11 protein-coding genes, 1 tRNA gene and 1 pseudogene are annotated in these 16,403 nt (G+C 59.1%); 4 read left to right on the forward strand and 9 right to left on the reverse strand.

The genetic code is table 11. From position 1 onward, the window contains the following. Positions 1-39: 39 nt before the first annotated feature. Positions 40-1,269 carry an OprD family porin gene (locus EGJ86_RS09160; protein WP_125834874.1) on the forward strand — a complete coding sequence of 410 codons (1,230 nt, stop codon included), beginning with the start codon at positions 40-42 and terminating at the stop codon, positions 1,267-1,269. Positions 1,270-1,808: 539 nt separating this feature from the next. Here EGJ86_RS09160 and EGJ86_RS09170 read toward each other — a convergent pair. From EGJ86_RS09170 to EGJ86_RS09180, 3 genes are all read right to left on the reverse strand, one after another. Next, the gene (locus EGJ86_RS09170) at positions 1,809-1,994 is read right to left on the reverse strand and encodes a hypothetical protein (RefSeq protein WP_125834875.1); all 186 of its coding nucleotides are present in this window, start codon (positions 1,992-1,994) and stop codon (positions 1,809-1,811) included. A gap of 132 nt (positions 1,995-2,126) precedes the next feature. Continuing rightward, positions 2,127-2,411: a type II toxin-antitoxin system RelE/ParE family toxin gene (locus tag EGJ86_RS09175; RefSeq protein ID WP_125834876.1), complete on the reverse strand. Its 285-nt coding sequence runs from the start codon at positions 2,409-2,411 to the stop codon at positions 2,127-2,129. A 10-nt stretch (positions 2,412-2,421) separates the two neighbouring features. Beyond that, positions 2,422-2,655, reverse strand: coding sequence for a type II toxin-antitoxin system Phd/YefM family antitoxin (locus tag EGJ86_RS09180; protein WP_256672401.1), 234 nt, complete (start codon positions 2,653-2,655; stop codon positions 2,422-2,424). 311 nt (positions 2,656-2,966) lie between these two features. On the opposite strand from EGJ86_RS09180, the pseudogene EGJ86_RS25310 reads away from it, so the two are divergent. Both EGJ86_RS25310 and EGJ86_RS09190 read left to right on the forward strand, forming a co-directional pair. Then, positions 2,967-3,128 (forward strand): annotated as a pseudogene (locus EGJ86_RS25310) (integrase); the annotation flags it as partial. 18 nt (positions 3,129-3,146) lie between these two features. After that, positions 3,147-4,091 (forward strand): SH3 domain-containing protein, encoded by a 945-nt coding sequence (locus EGJ86_RS09190; protein WP_125834878.1) that lies wholly within the window; start codon positions 3,147-3,149, stop codon positions 4,089-4,091. Positions 4,092-4,337: 246 nt separating this feature from the next. Here the strand turns inward: EGJ86_RS09190 and EGJ86_RS09195 are convergent, their stop codons facing one another. From EGJ86_RS09195 to rpsU, 6 genes are all read right to left on the reverse strand, one after another. After that, positions 4,338-6,188 carry a reverse transcriptase domain-containing protein gene (locus EGJ86_RS09195; protein WP_125834879.1) on the reverse strand — a complete coding sequence of 617 codons (1,851 nt, stop codon included), beginning with the start codon at positions 6,186-6,188 and terminating at the stop codon, positions 4,338-4,340. Positions 6,189-6,312: 124 nt separating this feature from the next. Beyond that, positions 6,313-6,388 (reverse strand) — tRNA-Ile (locus EGJ86_RS09200). A gap of 494 nt (positions 6,389-6,882) precedes the next feature. After that, on the reverse strand, positions 6,883-10,617 hold the full coding sequence (locus tag EGJ86_RS09205; RefSeq protein WP_125834880.1) for an EAL domain-containing protein: 3,735 nt from the start codon (positions 10,615-10,617) through the stop codon (positions 6,883-6,885). A 156-nt stretch (positions 10,618-10,773) separates the two neighbouring features. Beyond that, positions 10,774-12,621: an RNA polymerase sigma factor RpoD gene (rpoD, locus tag EGJ86_RS09210; RefSeq protein WP_106733212.1), complete on the reverse strand. Its 1,848-nt coding sequence runs from the start codon at positions 12,619-12,621 to the stop codon at positions 10,774-10,776. Positions 12,622-12,715: 94 nt separating this feature from the next. Continuing rightward, complete coding sequence (gene dnaG, locus EGJ86_RS09215) at positions 12,716-14,692, reverse strand: DNA primase (RefSeq protein ID WP_125834881.1); 1,977 nt, start codon at positions 14,690-14,692, stop codon at positions 12,716-12,718. A 144-nt stretch (positions 14,693-14,836) separates the two neighbouring features. Continuing rightward, entirely contained in the window at positions 14,837-15,052 is a 216-nt protein-coding gene (gene rpsU / locus EGJ86_RS09220; RefSeq protein WP_003290642.1) for a 30S ribosomal protein S21, read from the reverse strand. Between the two features lie 204 nt (positions 15,053-15,256). Between rpsU and tsaD the strand changes: the two genes are divergently transcribed. After that, entirely contained in the window at positions 15,257-16,282 is a 1,026-nt protein-coding gene (tsaD, locus tag EGJ86_RS09225) for a tRNA (adenosine(37)-N6)-threonylcarbamoyltransferase complex transferase subunit TsaD (protein WP_125834882.1), read from the forward strand. Positions 16,283-16,403: the final 121 nt, after the last annotated feature.

A 16,403-nucleotide genomic window follows, 5' to 3' on the forward strand; every position in this document is an offset into this window, starting at 1 on the left:
TTTACCCGCACCACCACAACAACAGATGGGAGAACAACAATGTACAAACAACCCACATCCTGCGCGTTGTCACTGGCCCTGCTGGGGTCGCCCTTGATAGCTCAAGCTGATTTCATCGAGGACAGCAAACTCAGTCTCGGTCTCACCAATTTCTACTTCAACAGTGACTACCGTGAGTCCGGCGCCAGGCAGTCCAAGCGTGAAGAGTGGGCGCAGGGGTTCCTGCTGAAATACGAGTCCGGCTTCACCGAAGGGCCGATAGGGTTAGGGGTTGATGCCATTGGCATGCTCGGTATCAAGCTCGACTCCAGCCGGGACCGGATCAACAGTGGCCTGCTCTCGGCGGATAACGACGGCAACCCGCAGGACGACTATAGCGAGCTGGGTTTGACGGCAAAGGCACGAGTTTCGAACAGCACTCTGCGCATTGGTACCTTGATTCCCAAAATACCCACCGTGCTGGCGAATGAGTCGCGCCTGTTGCCGCAGACCTTTCGTGGCGCCTACGTGGAGTCGAAAGAAATCGAAGGGCTGACCCTGGACGGTGGGCGTCTGACTCACAACAGCCTGCGAAACGACAGCAGCAGTGAGGAGATGATCGTTACTGGCCGGGCCATCAGCGGTGGCCGTTTCACCGACCAGTTCGACTTTGCCGGCGTGCGCTACGCCTGGAACAAGAGTCTGACCACCTCCTACAACTATGGCCATCTGGAAGACAACTACAAACAGCACCTGGTGAACGTGGTACACAGCCTCCCGCTTGGAGATGGAGCGCTAAAGAGCGACTTGCGCTATGCCCGCTCCACCGACGATGGCGCCACTAATGTCGACAACACTGTCTGGGGTGCAATGTTCACCTATAGCCTTTCGGGGCACGCCGTCAGCATGGCTTATCAGAAAGTTAATGGTGGCACAGGCTTTCCCACCATCAATGGCACCGATGCCTTTCTGGTCAACTACGTCATGCTCTCGCCTGATTTCGCCAACCCAGGCGAAAAATCCTGGCAGGCTCGCTACAGCTTCGACTTTGCCGCCTTGGGCATCCCCGGTCTGACCTTTATGACCCGCTATGTGCGTGGGGATGGCTTTGAGCGAGCTGGTAGTGGCGCCAAGGAGTGGGAGCGCAATTCCGACATTGGCTATGCCTTCCAGAGCGGGGCGTTGAAGAACTTCGCAGTCAGGTGGCGCAATGGCACTTACCGCAGTAGCGGTGGCAATGACATTGATCAGAATCGACTGATCCTCAGCTATACGCTACCGATCATGTAGATATAGGCGCGTGGACAGTCTGCTGGTACGCAGCAGACTGTCCAAAAGAACGTGAGTCAACTGGATCTTGAACCCGCGAGCGCACTCCAGCTGGAGTGCGGCCAATCGGTCTGTTGCCAGATCCAGAACAGGCCCTTGGTGTGAATTGTTAACCAGTGAGCCGAATAGCGAGCCTATTCGGCTCACTGTTCAGTCGCCTGATGTTCGTTGGCCTGTCGCGCGAGTATTGGGTTGCTGTGGCGATGGTCTGCGCCTCTTCGCCAGCAATTCGGAGCGGCCAATCACTTCTCTGCTGCGTTCGGGTTTGCGCGGGCCGGATAAGCCGGCGTCTTCGATGGCGCTATCGAAGCCACGAAAGTGTGCGGCGGCTTTGGTGCTGCGAACTGTTTCCATGCCTTAGTTCCAGGCATGCACCATATGTTTGGCTACGTCGCGCCAGGCGGGTTCGTTCTTCGCGGCCTCGATCACTTCTTTTTCGTCGTGCTCTCGATGGAGCCTGCCCACCCGACTCGAGCTGGCGTAGAGGTCGAGGATTATGCTCAAGCGCTACCTGATCGTTGCTCGTCGAGGATGTCTTCAATCGTGCGCTGATGCCCGGCCTTGATCAGCTTCAGGTCGTAGCATGCCGCCTCTAGCAGGCGAATCAGCACCGATACGCTCATATCAGCGGATCGACCAGAGCTCGTCCAGGTTGGTGGTGTATGGGTCAGCTCCAGGGATTCCATCGCATTACTCCTTAATATCCGATTGCCACTATTGGCGGCGCGGGAGTCTGAGTCCTGAAACGAAAAAGCCCCGAACTAGGTGGGGCGATGTCTGCGTTGAATGAAAAAACCCGCCGAAGCGGGGTTCAAGGTTCAGACTCGCTTATTGGCGGTCTCATATACTTCATCGTCGCGTCGAGCCCCAATGCACAGGAGCAGCACGATCTGGTTGCCTTGGATCTTATAGACGATGCGAACATCACCTATCCGGATCCGACGATGACCGGCCAGAGCACCGCGAAGGGGCTTGCCGATCTTGTCTGGTTCTCCTTCAACGATCCGTTCCCGGATCACCTTAAGGACTCTTTTGGCTTCAGCGTTCCCTAGCTGAGTGAGGTCATGTTCAACATCTGGGTGAAAGCGAACCTTCCAATTCATTGGCTGTTGCCTAATTGAAGCGAGCCTCCATGTCCTCAAGGCTCACTGTATTCTGTTCGTCCAAAGTGGACAGGCGCTCAATGGCCAAACGCTCAGCGCGAAGATCTTCTAGTTCGTCCTGCAACGATTGGTAGGCATCTACACCCACCAGTACAGCTGCTGGCTCGTTATCCTTGAAAATCACCAAATGAGTTACTTCACCGCTCGTAACTTCTTTCAGTTTCGCGCTAAACCCTCGAACCATTGCTGTAGCGGACACTGCCTGCTCAGCTCGGTCTAGGAGTGCACTCATGCGCTTTTGCCTCGCGTCTTAGTTCCAGTGTGTTCTTCGTTTTAAGTACGTTCGTCGTTTTCAGTATGCGTAGCTTTACGGTGCTTTCGTACAGTACATTGGCTCGCGCCCCATCAATATACGTTAAATCGTGCGTAAAACAATACGCACATTATAGGGGCGACGAGCGGCGTTACATTTGGGGCTAGCTATAGGACAGTCACTCTGGAGCCTCCTGCTCAGCCAGGCGCAGGCTCAGCAGTCGAACCAGGTTCTTCTGGTGCTCCTTCGCCAGTCACTACATGATGAACGGCGGCGACATCCTGACCTTATAGCGCGTCCTGGGCCACGCCACCCTGGCCATGACGCAGAAATACGCCCACCTCAGCCCAGGGCATTTGGCTGATGTGGTGAACCTGAATCCACTGGCTAAAGCCGTCACATAGCAGCAAGGAGCGCTCGACATGAGTGATGACGACGAAGCAACAAAGAGTGCCCAGGACGACGGCGTCGAAGGCGGTAAGTTCTCCAGCCACCCTCGTGATGCGGCCCTGGCGGGTGATTTGAGTAAGGTAGCTTTCGCCAGTGCAAAGGCGTTCGAACTTAGCCCATCGATGAAGGCCACGATCGATGCTGCAAAGGTGTTTGAGCAGAGCACGTCGATGAAGGCTATTGCCGCTGCTGCAAAGGCGTTCGAACTGAGCCCATCGATGAAGGCCACGATCGATGCTGCAAAGGTGTTTGAGCAGAGCACGTCGATGAAGGCCATGGTCGCTGCTGCAAAGGTATTGGCCGATACTGATTCATCCTTACTGGCTCCAGATAAATGGTGGAGTGCTAGCACTTTAGCGCTCAATGAAGTCGTTCATGAGTTTGTTGCCAGGGCTACTGATCACGTTGAGAACACTCCTGTCCCAACTGATCAGCCCCAGCCTGATGCTGGGGTTGAAAGCGCTCTAGGTATTTCGGATAGCTTTTACGGTGAGGTGGTTTTACCTACGCCTCCGAGCCGACCTCTTGTCGACGTTCCGACGTGGGTTCTGATTGTTTGGATGTGGGTGTTTCTTCCAACGTTGCTTTTGATCGCGAACTGGGAGAGCGCGCGGGAAGGTTTGGCCGACCTAAATGCCCGGCTTCCTCAAACTGAGTCGTTAGCAAATGTCAGGAATTTTATCCGCACCGAGCTTGCCGGAAAGCCTGGTGACTTCCGTCTGGTTACAGGTAGCAATGTACGGTTGCGTGCAGCACCTGGAATGAAGTCAGACGTACTACTCCTTTTGCCCAGGGACTCGGTCGTTGTTGTGCATGGGAAGGAGGGGCGAACCTGGCGTTTGGTGTCTTACGAGCACCAGGGGTACATGATCGAGGGATACGTTTCTACTGCTTACTTGAAGAAGGTGAAGAGGTAGTTTGGTTTTCTGTATGGACGATTTGTGGACGTTGATGCGTTGAGAAATGCCCGATCTCCTGATCACAGAAAGACAAAAGCCGCGCAATGCGCGGCTTTGAAAGGTGGTGGGCCCACACGGACTCGAACCGTGGACCAAAGGAGTAGGATCGCCTACCAGTACCTTCTCCTTCCGGAGTTAGGTGACCAACAGGCTTCCTCCGAACGCAGCGTGCAGGTTTCCAAGCACTGCGCTCTCCAGATGTAATCAGGCGGCTGCCACATGAGGTAAGGCGAATTGGTTAAGGGAGATGCCGTCGTACTTCCCACTGTGGATCTTGTGGTGGCACTCATGACATACCGGTATTTGCTTTCTATTTAGGATTGCCATTACGCGGTTGAACCCTTTTACCTCTTTGCCCAACTTCCTTATGTGTTTCACGTGGTGCATGGCCACACGGTCGCCACTTCCGCAGATGACGCATAGTGATCCCAGTTTAGACCTCGTTCGAAGCCTGAGGTTGCGTTCGAGGAAGTTGATGTCAACTTCATTCGATTTAAACCTGTCTGGCGATGATTTCCACGTTTTTACAAGCGGGAAGCTCACCGTTTTAACCACCTCGCCAGCCCCATTCCTGACCCTAAATCGTAGGCTTGCGCCGTGTTTAGAGAAGACCTTGCTACGCGACGACCGATGCTTGGTCGCCAGGGTCTTGGCTGCTGCGTGTTGGAGGATGAACTGGATTCTCGAAAGCTTAGCGAATCCGTCCACGAAGGAGTAGTAGTTGCAGATCCCCCTCCATACCGCTCCAACTTGCTCAACGATTTGTGTGTCGTCCAGGTATATCCATTTGTTGATTGTGGTGGGGTTGCCTTTAGGATCACAAAACCCTTTAGCGTTTAGTCTCTTGATGATTTCGCCGACTGGCGCGTACATCAGGGGAGTCCACCCCGCTACTCTCTTCTTGAATATCCTACCCCCTCGGCTGACCTTCATGATCTTGGGTGTTGCGGAGCCCACCCTGAAGGTGGTTCCTAGGAATGTTGCGGATTCGGTCTTTGCGTGTCGGATGTGTGTCTTTTCCAGACTGAGTTCGAGACCCATGTTGGAAAGGGCGGCCCCGATGTCCGCTCGGATCGTTTCAGCTAGTTCCTTCGGCCCATTGACCCCTATGACCCAGTCGTCGGCGTATCGGACGTACTTAACCCTGATGAATCCATTACTCGCGATCAGATTTGGGGGCATGGTTAGAGACTGGTTGTTCAGCGCTCGAATTTCGGCGATGACAGCCTCTCGCTCTACACCTTCTTTCTTTTCAAGAGTTTTCTGGAGGTAGGCTCTCCTCTTCACGACCTTTCTGTACTCGGGGTTGAGGGCTTTCTTATCTTCTTCGCCGATCTCGTGTTCCTCAATGATCTCCTCAGCCTTACGGTCGAGTTGATGCAGGAAGATGTTCGCCAATATGGGGGAGATGATGCTTCCCTGTGGCGTACCGAGTTCACCGCTGAAGAATGCCCCGTCCTCGAAGTAGCCCGCGTTGAGTGCCTTCCTTACAAGGTTAATAAATCGCTCATCCTTGATTCGCTTAGCCAGTTCCCTGATTAGTTTCTCGTGGTCGATATTGTCGAAGCAGCCTTTGATGTCTCCTTCGATGATCCACGTTACTCCTGACCAATTCTTCCGGATCTGCTTCAGAGCTGTGTGGCAACTTCTTCCAGACCTAAACCCGTGGCTGTTGGAGCTGAACGTAGGCTCGAAGATGGCTTCCAAGATCATTCTCATGACCTCTTGTACAACCTTGTCAGTCGGTGGCGCTACCGATAGTGCTCTGGTTTTGCCGTTTGCCTTGGGGATGAGAACCCTTCTGGCACCTCTGAATGAGAAACTTTCGTTTTCCATCTTTTCGATGATGTTCTTGATTGTTCTAATCGAGAATTCATCTAGGGTTGTACCATCTGCACCCGCTGTCATGTTGCCGGGTTTGCTTTTGATCTTTTCGTATGCGGCTATGTACAAGTCTTCCTTGAACATGAGTCGATAGATTCGATCATTCACATAGGTCGGGTCGGCGTTGGCCTTCCTGATTGCCTCTATTCTGGTGAAGCTTTTATTCTGCATCGCGCATACCCTCACCGTCCTAGAAACGTTACATCCTAGGTTCCTTCCCTTTCACCGGGGATTAACCGGTCGTATATGCGGTGGGTGGCGATAGATGACGGGCACAGCCCCTCACCTCGAAAGATGGTGGGCCGGGCGGGATTCGAACCCGCACTCAACGGCTTATGAGGCCGCTGCATTAACCGTTATGCTACCGGCCCTTGCAAATAGGTACTACGAACCTTCCGTCACCATGGGGATTACTCCCTTTAGGTGATCCCGCAGTTAACACAACAACGTGCTCAGGTTTTAGGTCGCCCTTTCGGTTGTTTTTCACGCTACCAGCGCTAGTGCCTTTGTAGTGACTTGAGGGAAACTCATAACCGTTTTCCCTCACACAAAGGAAGTGGCGTCAATCTCAGTGCCACCCCGGTGCCGAGCTACCCACACTTCACCTAGGCTTCAAGCAATACAGCCTTGACCATGACCTGCACTAACTGACTCCCTCTATTGGTGGTGAGATTCCACCGCAGAGAGCCTTTTCACGGCATGCTCTGTTCCCTTACGGGGTTTCCCCCTCCGGTAAGCCGCTGTTTTACTCCCAATGTCACAGGGAGGTGGCTATTAACCACAACGTTGTTGCGCCATCTTACGGCGCACTTATGAGTCCTCTGCTCTAACCAACTGAGCTATAGGCCCCCAGAAGGCCGGCGGATTATACCGGCGCGTTCTCGCCAGCGCCAACCGCTTGACCTGGCGGGAGAAATTTCCGGGTGAAGGCCTCGGCAGAAAGCGGGCAGCTGACCACGTAGCCCTGGATCTGCAGGCAGCCTTCGGCGGCCAGGCAGAGTTCCTGGGCTTTGGTTTCCACGCCTTCGGCGATCACGGTCAGTTGCATGCTGTTGCCCAGGGCGATGATGGCGCGGGTGATCGCCAGGTCGTGTGGGTCGTCCGGCAGGCCACGGACGAAGGACTGGTCGATCTTCAGTACGTCCAGCGGCAGGCGTTTGAGGTAGCTGAGCGAGGAGTAACCGGTGCCGAAGTCGTCGATGGCCAGTTGCACGCCGAGCTGTTTGAGGCGGTGGAGGATGTCCAGCGCTTCGCCAGCCTGGTTCATGATGAAGTTTTCGGTGATCTCCAGTTGCAGCAGCTCCGGCGCCAGGTTGTAGCGCTGCAGCAGTGCGCTGATGCGCGGTAGCAGGCTGGGCTGGTGCAGCTGAGCGCCGGCGAGGTTGACCGAGAGGGTGCCGAAGCCGCGGCCACTTTCCTGCCAGTCCTGCAGTTGGCGGCAGGCTTGTTCCAGCACCCAGTCGCCCAGCGGCAGGATCAGCCCGCTTTCTTCGGCCACCGGAATGAAGCGATCCGGCGGGATGTCGCCGAACACCGGGTGCGGCCAGCGCACCAATGCCTCAGCGCCGACCAGGCTCTGGCTGCGCAGGCAGAACTTGGGTTGGTAGTACAGGCACAGTTCGTCGCGCTCCAGAGCGCGGCGCAGTTCCTGTTCCATGGCCATGCGTTCGTTGACCTGGAAGGTCAGCGAGCGGGTATAGAACTCGCTGCGGTTACGGCCCTTGGCCTTGGATTGGTACATGGCCGCGTCGGCGTTCTTCACCAGGGTGGCGACGTCGAGGCCGTCCTTGGGGTAGAGGCTGATGCCGATACTGGCGCTGATGAAGAACTCGTGGTTATCTAGCTGGAACGGCGCACCGAAGCATTCGAGCAGTTTCTGCGCGACCTGTTCGGCGTCCTGCGGCTGTTGCAGGCCGGGCAGCAGGATGATGAATTCGTCGCCGCCGAGCCGGGCCACGGTATCGATATCGCGCAGCTGCAGTTTCAGGCGCGCGGCGATGGCCTTGAGCAACTGGTCGCCGACCGGGTGGCCGAGGCTGTCGTTGATCTGCTTGAAGCGGTCGAGGTCGAGAAACAGCACGGCGCCCAGTTGATCGTCGGCGCGTGAGCCATCCAGCGCACTGCGCAGGCGATTCTCGAACAGCAGGCGGTTGGGCAGGCCGGTCAGCGGGTCATGGTGGGCCTGGTGGTCGAGGCGTGCCTGAGCGTGCTTGAGGCTGGAGATGTCGGCGAACACACCGACGAAGTGGGTGGTCTGGTTATCGCTGTTGCGCACGGCGCTGATGGTCAGCCACTCGGGGTACAGTTCGCCGTTCTTGCGCCGGTTCCAGATTTCCCCCTGCCAGTGACCGTCGGCCGCCAGGCTGTGCCACATGGCGGCGTAAAAGGCCTGGTCGTGCTGCCCGGAGGCTAGCAGACTGGGGCGCTGGCCGAGGGCTTCGGCCTCGCTGTAACCGGTGATCTGGGTGAACGCACGGTTGACCGCGGTGATGCGCTGCTCGAGGTCGGTGATCATCACGCCTTCGGCAGTGCTTTCGAAGACGGTGGCGGCCTGTTGCAGTTCTTCCTGCATCTGCTGGCGTTCGGTGATGTCGCGGGCGATGGTCAGCAGGCATTCGTCGCCGCCGATGGGCAGTGGCTGCGCGGAGAGTTCGCAGAGGCGCAGGTGGCCGCTCTTGGTACGTATCGGGGCGATCAGGTCGCGCACGCTGCCTTGCTCGCGAATGCGTTGCACCAGGCGTTCACGATCTTTCGGGTCGGCCCAGATGCCCAGGCTGAGGGTGCTTTGTTCGGCTATCTCGTCGAGGCTGTAGCCGGTGATGTGGCTGAATCCTTCGTTGGCCTCTACCAGCAGGCCGTCACGCAAGCGGGTGATCAGCAGACCGTCAGGCGACGCGTGGAAGGCTTTGGCGAACTTCTCCTCGGATATCTGCAGCTTTTGCTGGGTGGTCTTCAACTGGCTGATGTCGCGTACCACCACGACCAGCGCGGGGGTGTTGTCGAGCACGAAGGGGCTGGCCGAAATCAGCCCGGTAAACAGGCTGCCGTCGGCGCGGCGGAAGGGCATCTCCAGGTTGCGCAGGCTTTCGTCCTGCAGACGCAGCAGCAGGCTCGGGCCGATGCCGGGCACGCCCCACATGTCGAGTTCGGTGGCGGTTTTGCCGATGGATTGCTCGACGCTGAACCCCGTCTGCTCGACGAAGGTGCTGTTGACCTCCAGCAGTACGCCGTCGACACGGCGGGTGATGATCAGGATGTCCGGGCACTGCTGGAACACCGAAGCGAACTTCTGTTCTGACAGGCGCAGCGCCTGCTCGGTCTGCTTGGCGTCGCTGATGTCGACCATCAGGCCGCGAATCACCTGGCGTTCGTCGCGTTGCAGCAGGGTAACGATATCGCGCACCCACACCGTGCGCCCGTCGGCGGCGAGCAGGCGATACTCCAGGGCATGGTCGTTACCACTTGCGCATTGTTCCAGGCAGTTGCGCAGGGTGCGCTGGTGATCGTCCGGGTGTAGATGGCGTTGCCAGAAGCCGGGCTCCAGCCATTCGTGCAGGGGATAGCCCAGCAGCTTTTCCGCATGGGGCGAGACGTAGGTGTAGGTGAGCCCGCTGGACTCGGTCTCCCAGGTAATGGCCGAGAGGCTTTCGACCATGTCGCGAAAGTGCTGCTCGCGGTTGTGCAGCTCCTGCTCCAGCGCTTCGCGGTTGCGCATCTCGCGTTTCAGGCGGCGGTTGATGCGCAGGATGATGGCGATGATCGCCAGCAGGCCAAGCACAGCGGGCAGGCTGTAGAGCAGGGTTTCGTGCCAGACGTTGCGTTTGTCCAGCACGCTGCCGACCCAGGGTTCCTGCAGGTCGGCGATTTCTTCGGCGCTGAGTTCGGCGAAGAGGCGGTCGAGAATGCCGATCAACATGGTCTGCCCACGGGGTACGGCCATTGCCAGCTGATAGCGATAGGGCGTCTCGCCGCTGATATAGAGGCCGTCTAGCTTGAGCTGACGTAGGCTCCAGACGCTGGAGGCGAGGTCGCCGACCATGGCATCAGCCTCGTTGGTCGCCAGCGCCTGCAGCGCTGCAGCGGTATTGCGCAGGGGCAGCAGGTTGAGGTCAGGGTGTTGCTGACGCAGCAGTTCGTGCGGGGCGTAATCGCTGACGACGGCGACTTTGAGGCCGTAGAGGTCTTTGAGCTGCTTGGGCTGTGGTCCGCCAGTGCGGGCCAGGATGATGATGGGGAAGTCCAGGTAGGGGCGGGTGAAGGTCAGGTATTCCTGGCGTTCAGGTGTCGACATCACACCGGGAAGCAGGTCGACCTGGCCCCTGCGTGCCCGTTCCAGTATCGCGCTCCAGTTGCTGGGCTCGACGGGTTGCAGCTCGACGCCAAGGCGCTCCTCGATCAGCCGCACGTAGTTGGCGGTCAGACCGTGATAGTTGCCCTGTTCGTCACGAAATTCGAAGGGTGGCCAGGATGCATCGACACCCAGGCGTAGTTCGGGGTGGGCTGCCAGCCAGGTACGCTCGTCCTCGTTGAGTGTCAGGGCTAGGGCCGGGGTCATCCAATACGCCAGGCACAACAGCACAATGGCCGGCAAGCGGGGCATAGCAGCCTCGTTTCGAGATCAGTATCGCTCTAGTGTAGATCGGCTATTGCCGGGATGGCAGTTTGATTGCAGTGCCCGTGCTTGCCTGTGGCTGGCGAGTGATTAGGCGCACTGCCCAGAAAGCAAAACCCCCGGCCTGGGCCGGGGGTTCTGGTATCACTCGTCGAGGAAGGAGCGCAGATGCTCGCTTCGCGTCGGGTGGCGCAGTTTGCGCAGCGCCTTGGCTTCGATCTGACGAATACGCTCACGGGTGACATCGAACTGCTTGCCCACTTCCTCGAGGGTGTGGTCGGTGTTCATGTCGATACCGAAGCGCATGCGCAGGACCTTGGCTTCACGGGCAGTGAGGCCGGCCAGCACTTCGCGAGTGGCTTCCTTGAGGCTTTCAACCGTGGCTACGTCGATCGGGGACTGCATGGTGCTGTCCTCGATGAAGTCGCCCAGGTGCGAATCTTCGTCGTCACCAATCGGGGTTTCCATGGAGATCGGCTCTTTGGCGATCTTCAATACCTTGCGGATCTTGTCCTCAGGCATTTCCATGCGCTCACCCAGCTCTTCCGGAGTGGGCTCGCGACCCATTTCCTGCAGCATCTGACGGGAGATGCGGTTGAGCTTGTTGATGGTCTCGATCATGTGCACCGGAATACGGATGGTGCGCGCCTGGTCGGCGATCGAGCGGGTGATCGCCTGGCGAATCCACCAGGTGGCGTAGGTCGAGAACTTGTAACCGCGGCGGTATTCGAACTTGTCCACGGCCTTCATCAGGCCGATGTTGCCTTCCTGGATCAGGTCGAGGAATTGCAGGCCGCGGTTGGTGTACTTCTTGGCGATGGAGATGACCAGACGCAGGTTCGCCTCGACCATTTCCTTCTTGGCGCGGCGAGCTTTCGCTTCACCGATGGACATGCGACGGTTGATATCCTTGATCTCGGCCAGGCTCAGGCTGCACTCGGCTTCCAGGTCAGCCAGTTTCTGCTGGCAGCGCTGGATGTCAGCTTGCAGGTTGCCCAGGGCTTCGGCGTATTTCGCCTTGCCTTTGGCCAGGCCGGCGGACCAGTCCATGTCGATTTCGTTGCCCGGGAACAGGCGCAGGAAGTCGGCACGCGGCATGCGCGCATCACGTACGCACAGCTGCATGATGGCGCGCTCTTGCGCACGCAGACGGTCGAGAGCATCGCGCACCTGGGTGACCAGGGCGTCGTACTGCTTGGGCACCAGCTTGATCGGCATGAACAGCTCGGCCAGGGTGGCCAGCTCTTCGGTGGCCTGCTTGCTGCCACGGCCGTGCTTTTTCAGCGCTTTCTGGACTTTGTCCTGCTGCTCGGAGACGGCACCAAAGCGGCGTGCGGCTTCTTCCGGGTCCGGACCGCCGTCGCCTTCTTCTTCCTCGTCGTCGCTGTCGCCGTCTTCCTCGTCGTCGTCGCTTTCTTCAGCGGCGGCGCCATCCTTTACAGGTACGGGAGCGGCGGCTTCGTCAGGCACGCTGCCGTCATCCGGGTCGATGTAGCCACTGAGGACTTCGGCCAGACGACCGCCCTCGGTGGTGACGCGGGTGTACTCGGCGAGGATGCCGTCGACGGTGCCGGGGAAGTGAGCGATGGCGCTCATGACTTCGCGGATGCCTTCCTCGATGCGTTTGGCGATTTCGATCTCGCCTTCGCGGGTCAGCAGTTCCACGGTGCCCATTTCACGCATGTACATGCGCACTGGGTCAGTGGTGCGGCCGATATCGGTCTCGACAGCGGCGAGGGCGGCAGCGGCTTCTTCGGCTGCAGCCTCGTCGGTGTCGGCATCGGCCAGCATCAGGGCGTCTGCATCCGGAGCACTCTCGTGTACCGGGATCCCCATGTCATTGATCATGCGGATGATGTCTTCCACCTGCTCAGGATCTGAAATGTCCTCAGGCAAGTGGTCGTTGACCTCTGCGTAAGTCAGATACTTCTGCTCACGACCCAGGGTGATCAACTCTTTGATACGAGATTGCTGCTGCGCTTTTACGGACATAACACCCTATCCACTGAAGGTCTTGGCGGGCTGAAAACAAGCCGAGGATTATACCTCGGTTTTGGCTTTAGGCGCCAGTTGGGGACTTGCTGCTCTAGGAGGAGGCCAGGCTGTAGTGCTCTCTGAGCAATGTCTTTTCCTCGTCGGTGAGCTCGCTGGGGCTTTTATGAATGATGCTGCGGAGCGCCTTTTCACGCCGCCTCTGCGATTGACTGTTTGCAAGTGTAGTAATGGTGTCGAAAAACTGCTGTTCAAGGTTGTCGCCCTGGATCAGCCATTCCTTCTCCGCCAGTGCCCGCAGCAGACGGCCTTGCTCGGTGCCGTGCCAGCGGGCGATCAGTTGCAGTGAACGCAGGTTGGGCGTTTTCTGCAGGGCACCGACCAAGGCCACGAGAAGCTGAGCGTAGGTGTCGTCTTCGTCGGCGAAATGGCTGACATCTTCGACTTTTTGCGCCAGCTGCGGATGGTGCAGCAGCGTGCGCAGGGCGATCAGGTGCGGTGATTCGACGCTTACCGCGGTGCGCGGGGCACGTGGCGCGAAATCGCCTTTGCCTTTCTTGTTCCACTTGCCGCCGCCGTCTTTTTTCCAGCTGCCTTTGCCGCCTTCGTTGTTGCGCTCGTAGTGCTGTTGGTGAGGTGGGGCGGGCTGCTCGTAGCCGCCGACGTCCGGCAGATTGTCGTAGTAGGCGCTGTCGGGGATGTCGCCGTAATCCGGGTAGTCGCTGCTGGGCGCCTGGCTGGTGGTGCTCGGCGCATGATTGCGCGGGGCGCTAGCGACCTGGCTCAGTGCTTCACCGGAAAGGCCGGTGATCTCGCTGAGGCGTTGGCGCATCAGGGCGCGCAGGTTGTTGCCGGGGATCTTGTCGATCAGCGGCGCGGCCAGGGTCACCAGGTGCGCCTTGCCTTCCAGTGAGCGCGGGTCGGCTTCTTCGCAAAGTTGCTGGAAGAAGTAATCGGCCAGCGGTTGCGCGTGCTGGTTGATGCGCGCGCGGAAGGCGTCGGTGCCTTCGGCGCGTACCAGGGTATCCGGGTCTTCGCCGTCTGGGAGGAACAGAAAGCGCGCGCGGCGGCCGTCCTGCAGGCTCGACAGCGTGGACTCCAGGGCGCGCCAGGCGGCGTTGCGGCCAGCGGCGTCGCCGTCGAAGCAGAACAGCACGCTGGGCACGATGCGGAACAGGCGCTTGAGGTGTTCTTCGCTGGTGGCCGTGCCCAGGGTTGCCACGGCGTTACGCAGGCCCTGCTGAGCCAGGGCGATGACGTCCATGTAGCCTTCGACCACCATGATCTCGTCGAGATCGCGGTTGTGCTTGCGTGCCTCGTACAGGCCGTAGAGCTCCTGGCCCTTGTGGAATACCGGAGTTTCCGGCGAGTTCAGGTACTTGGGCTTGTCGTCGCCGAGTACGCGGCCACCGAAGGCGATCACCCGGCCGCGGCTGTCGCGGATGGGGAACATGATGCGGTCGCGGAAGCGATCGTAGCGCCTGCCGTTCTCGGCGTTCTCGATCAGCAGGCCGGCGTCGATCATGACTTTCTGCTGCAGGGCGTCGGCGCCCAGTTGCTTGAGCAGGTTGTCCCAGCCGGGCGGGGCGAAGCCGATACCGAAGTCGCGGGCTATTTCGCCGGTCAGGCCGCGGCCCTTGAGGTAATCCACGGCGTATTTGCGCTGCGGATGGCTTTTCAGTGCCTGGCGATAGTGCTCGGCGGCGGCATTGAGCAGCGGGTAGAGCGGTGAGTCGACTGGCTGTCTGGGTTTGTGCCCGCGGCCACTTTCTTCGCGCGGCACATCCATACCGGCGCGTTTGGCCAGCTCCTCGATCGCCTGGGGGAACTCCAGTTGATCGTGGTCCATGACGAAGCCGAGCGCGTTACCGCCGGCGCCGCAGCCGAAGCAGTAGTAGAACTGCTTGTCGGGGCTGACGGTGAAGGAGGGGGTCTTTTCCTTGTGGAAAGGACAGCAGGCGCTGTAGTTCTTGCCGGTCTTCTTCAGCTGGATGCGCGAACTTACCACATCGATGATGTCGGTGCGGTTGAGCAAGTCATCGATGAAGGATTGCGGAATCAGGCCGGCCATAGGCGCTCAGCATACTGCCCGGCGCGAGCGCGGGACAACGATTGGTAGAAAAGCAAAAACTCCGCTTACTCGCTGAAGCGCGAGGCGGAGTCTTTCAAATGCAATGCCCGGCCAGGGCCGGGCATTCGGGCGTTGCTGTACGGATTAGTACAGACGAACGCTGCGACGCTGCTCGCGCTGCACTTTCTTGGCGTGACGCTTAACAGCGGCAGCGGCTTTGCGCTTACGCTCAGCGGTCGGCTTTTCGTAGAATTCGCGGCTACGGACTTCAGCCAGTACGCCGGCTTTTTCGCAGGAGCGCTTGAAACGACGCAGGGCTACGTCGAAGGGTTCGTTCTCTTTAACTTTGACGGCTGGCATCCAGGTCGTACCTTCGTTTAATTACCGGTGTTCGACGCGCTCCCGGCAAATGGCTCAGGTTGCGTCGGTTTTTAAGGGTTGCGGATGTTACCCCCTCGAGCCGAGGAATGCAAAGGCCTCTGATCGAAAAGCGCTGGCCGCTCCGCCGGGCGGCGCTTATCATGCGCGCCTTTGTTCCACGCGGCAAATCAAGGCTCAAGCTCCATGCTCGTACTGGGATTGGAAACCTCCTGCGATGAAACCGGCGTCGCGCTCTATGACAGTGAGCGTGGCCTGCTGGCTGACGCCCTGTTCAGCCAGATCGACCTGCATCGTGTCTACGGCGGCGTAGTGCCCGAATTGGCCTCGCGCGATCACGTCAAACGCATGCTGCCGCTGATCCGCCAGGTGCTGGATGAGGCGGGCAAACAGGCCAGCGACATCGATGCACTGGCCTACACGGCAGGCCCCGGCCTGGTCGGCGCGCTGTTGGTGGGCGCGTCCTGCGCTCAGGCGCTGGCCTTTGCCTGGGGCGCGCCGGCCGTCGGCGTGCACCATATGGAAGGTCACCTGCTGGCGCCGATGCTGGAAGAGCAGCCGCCGGCCTTTCCGTTCGTCGCTTTGTTGGTTTCCGGTGGGCACACTCAGTTGGTGCGCGTCGATGGCATCGGCCAGTACCAGTTGCTCGGCGAGACGCTGGACGACGCGGCCGGTGAGGCCTTCGACAAGACTGCCAAGCTGATGGGACTGAATTACCCGGGCGGTCCGGAAATCGCCAAGCTGGCCGAGCAGGGCACGCCGGGGCGCTTCGTCTTCCCGCGGCCGATGACAGATCGCCCGGGCCTGGATTTCAGTTTCAGCGGCCTCAAGACCTTTGCGCTCAATACCTGGCAGCAATGCCGCGACAGCGGTGACGACCTCGACCAAGCCCGTCGCGACATCGCGCTGGCCTTCCAGCAGGCGGTGGTCGAGACTCTGACCATCAAATGCAAGCGCGCGCTGAAGCAGAGCGGGCTGAACAGCCTGGTGATCGCCGGTGGCGTGAGTGCCAACAAGGCATTGCGTGAGCACCTGGAGCGCATGCTGGGCGAGATGAAGGGCAAGGTGTTCTATGCGCGGCCGCGTTTCTGCACCGACAACGGCGCGATGATCGCCTATGCCGGTTGCCAGCGTTTGCTGGCCGGGCAGCATGAGGATCTGGCGATCAAGGTGCAGGCGCGCTGGCCGATGGAGTCGCTGCCGGCGATTTGAGCACCATTTGGTATTTACGCGTAGGAGCGGGGGGCGGGAGGGCGCCGATTTGGTTGTGGGGGAGGGCAGAGGGCCCGAAGGTGATGTTTTTGGTGGAAAAAAAACGATGAGGGAGGCGGAC

The organism is Pseudomonas sp. o96-267, from assembly GCF_003935465.1.
Classification (GTDB): Bacteria; Pseudomonadota; Gammaproteobacteria; order Pseudomonadales; family Pseudomonadaceae; genus Aquipseudomonas; species Aquipseudomonas sediminis.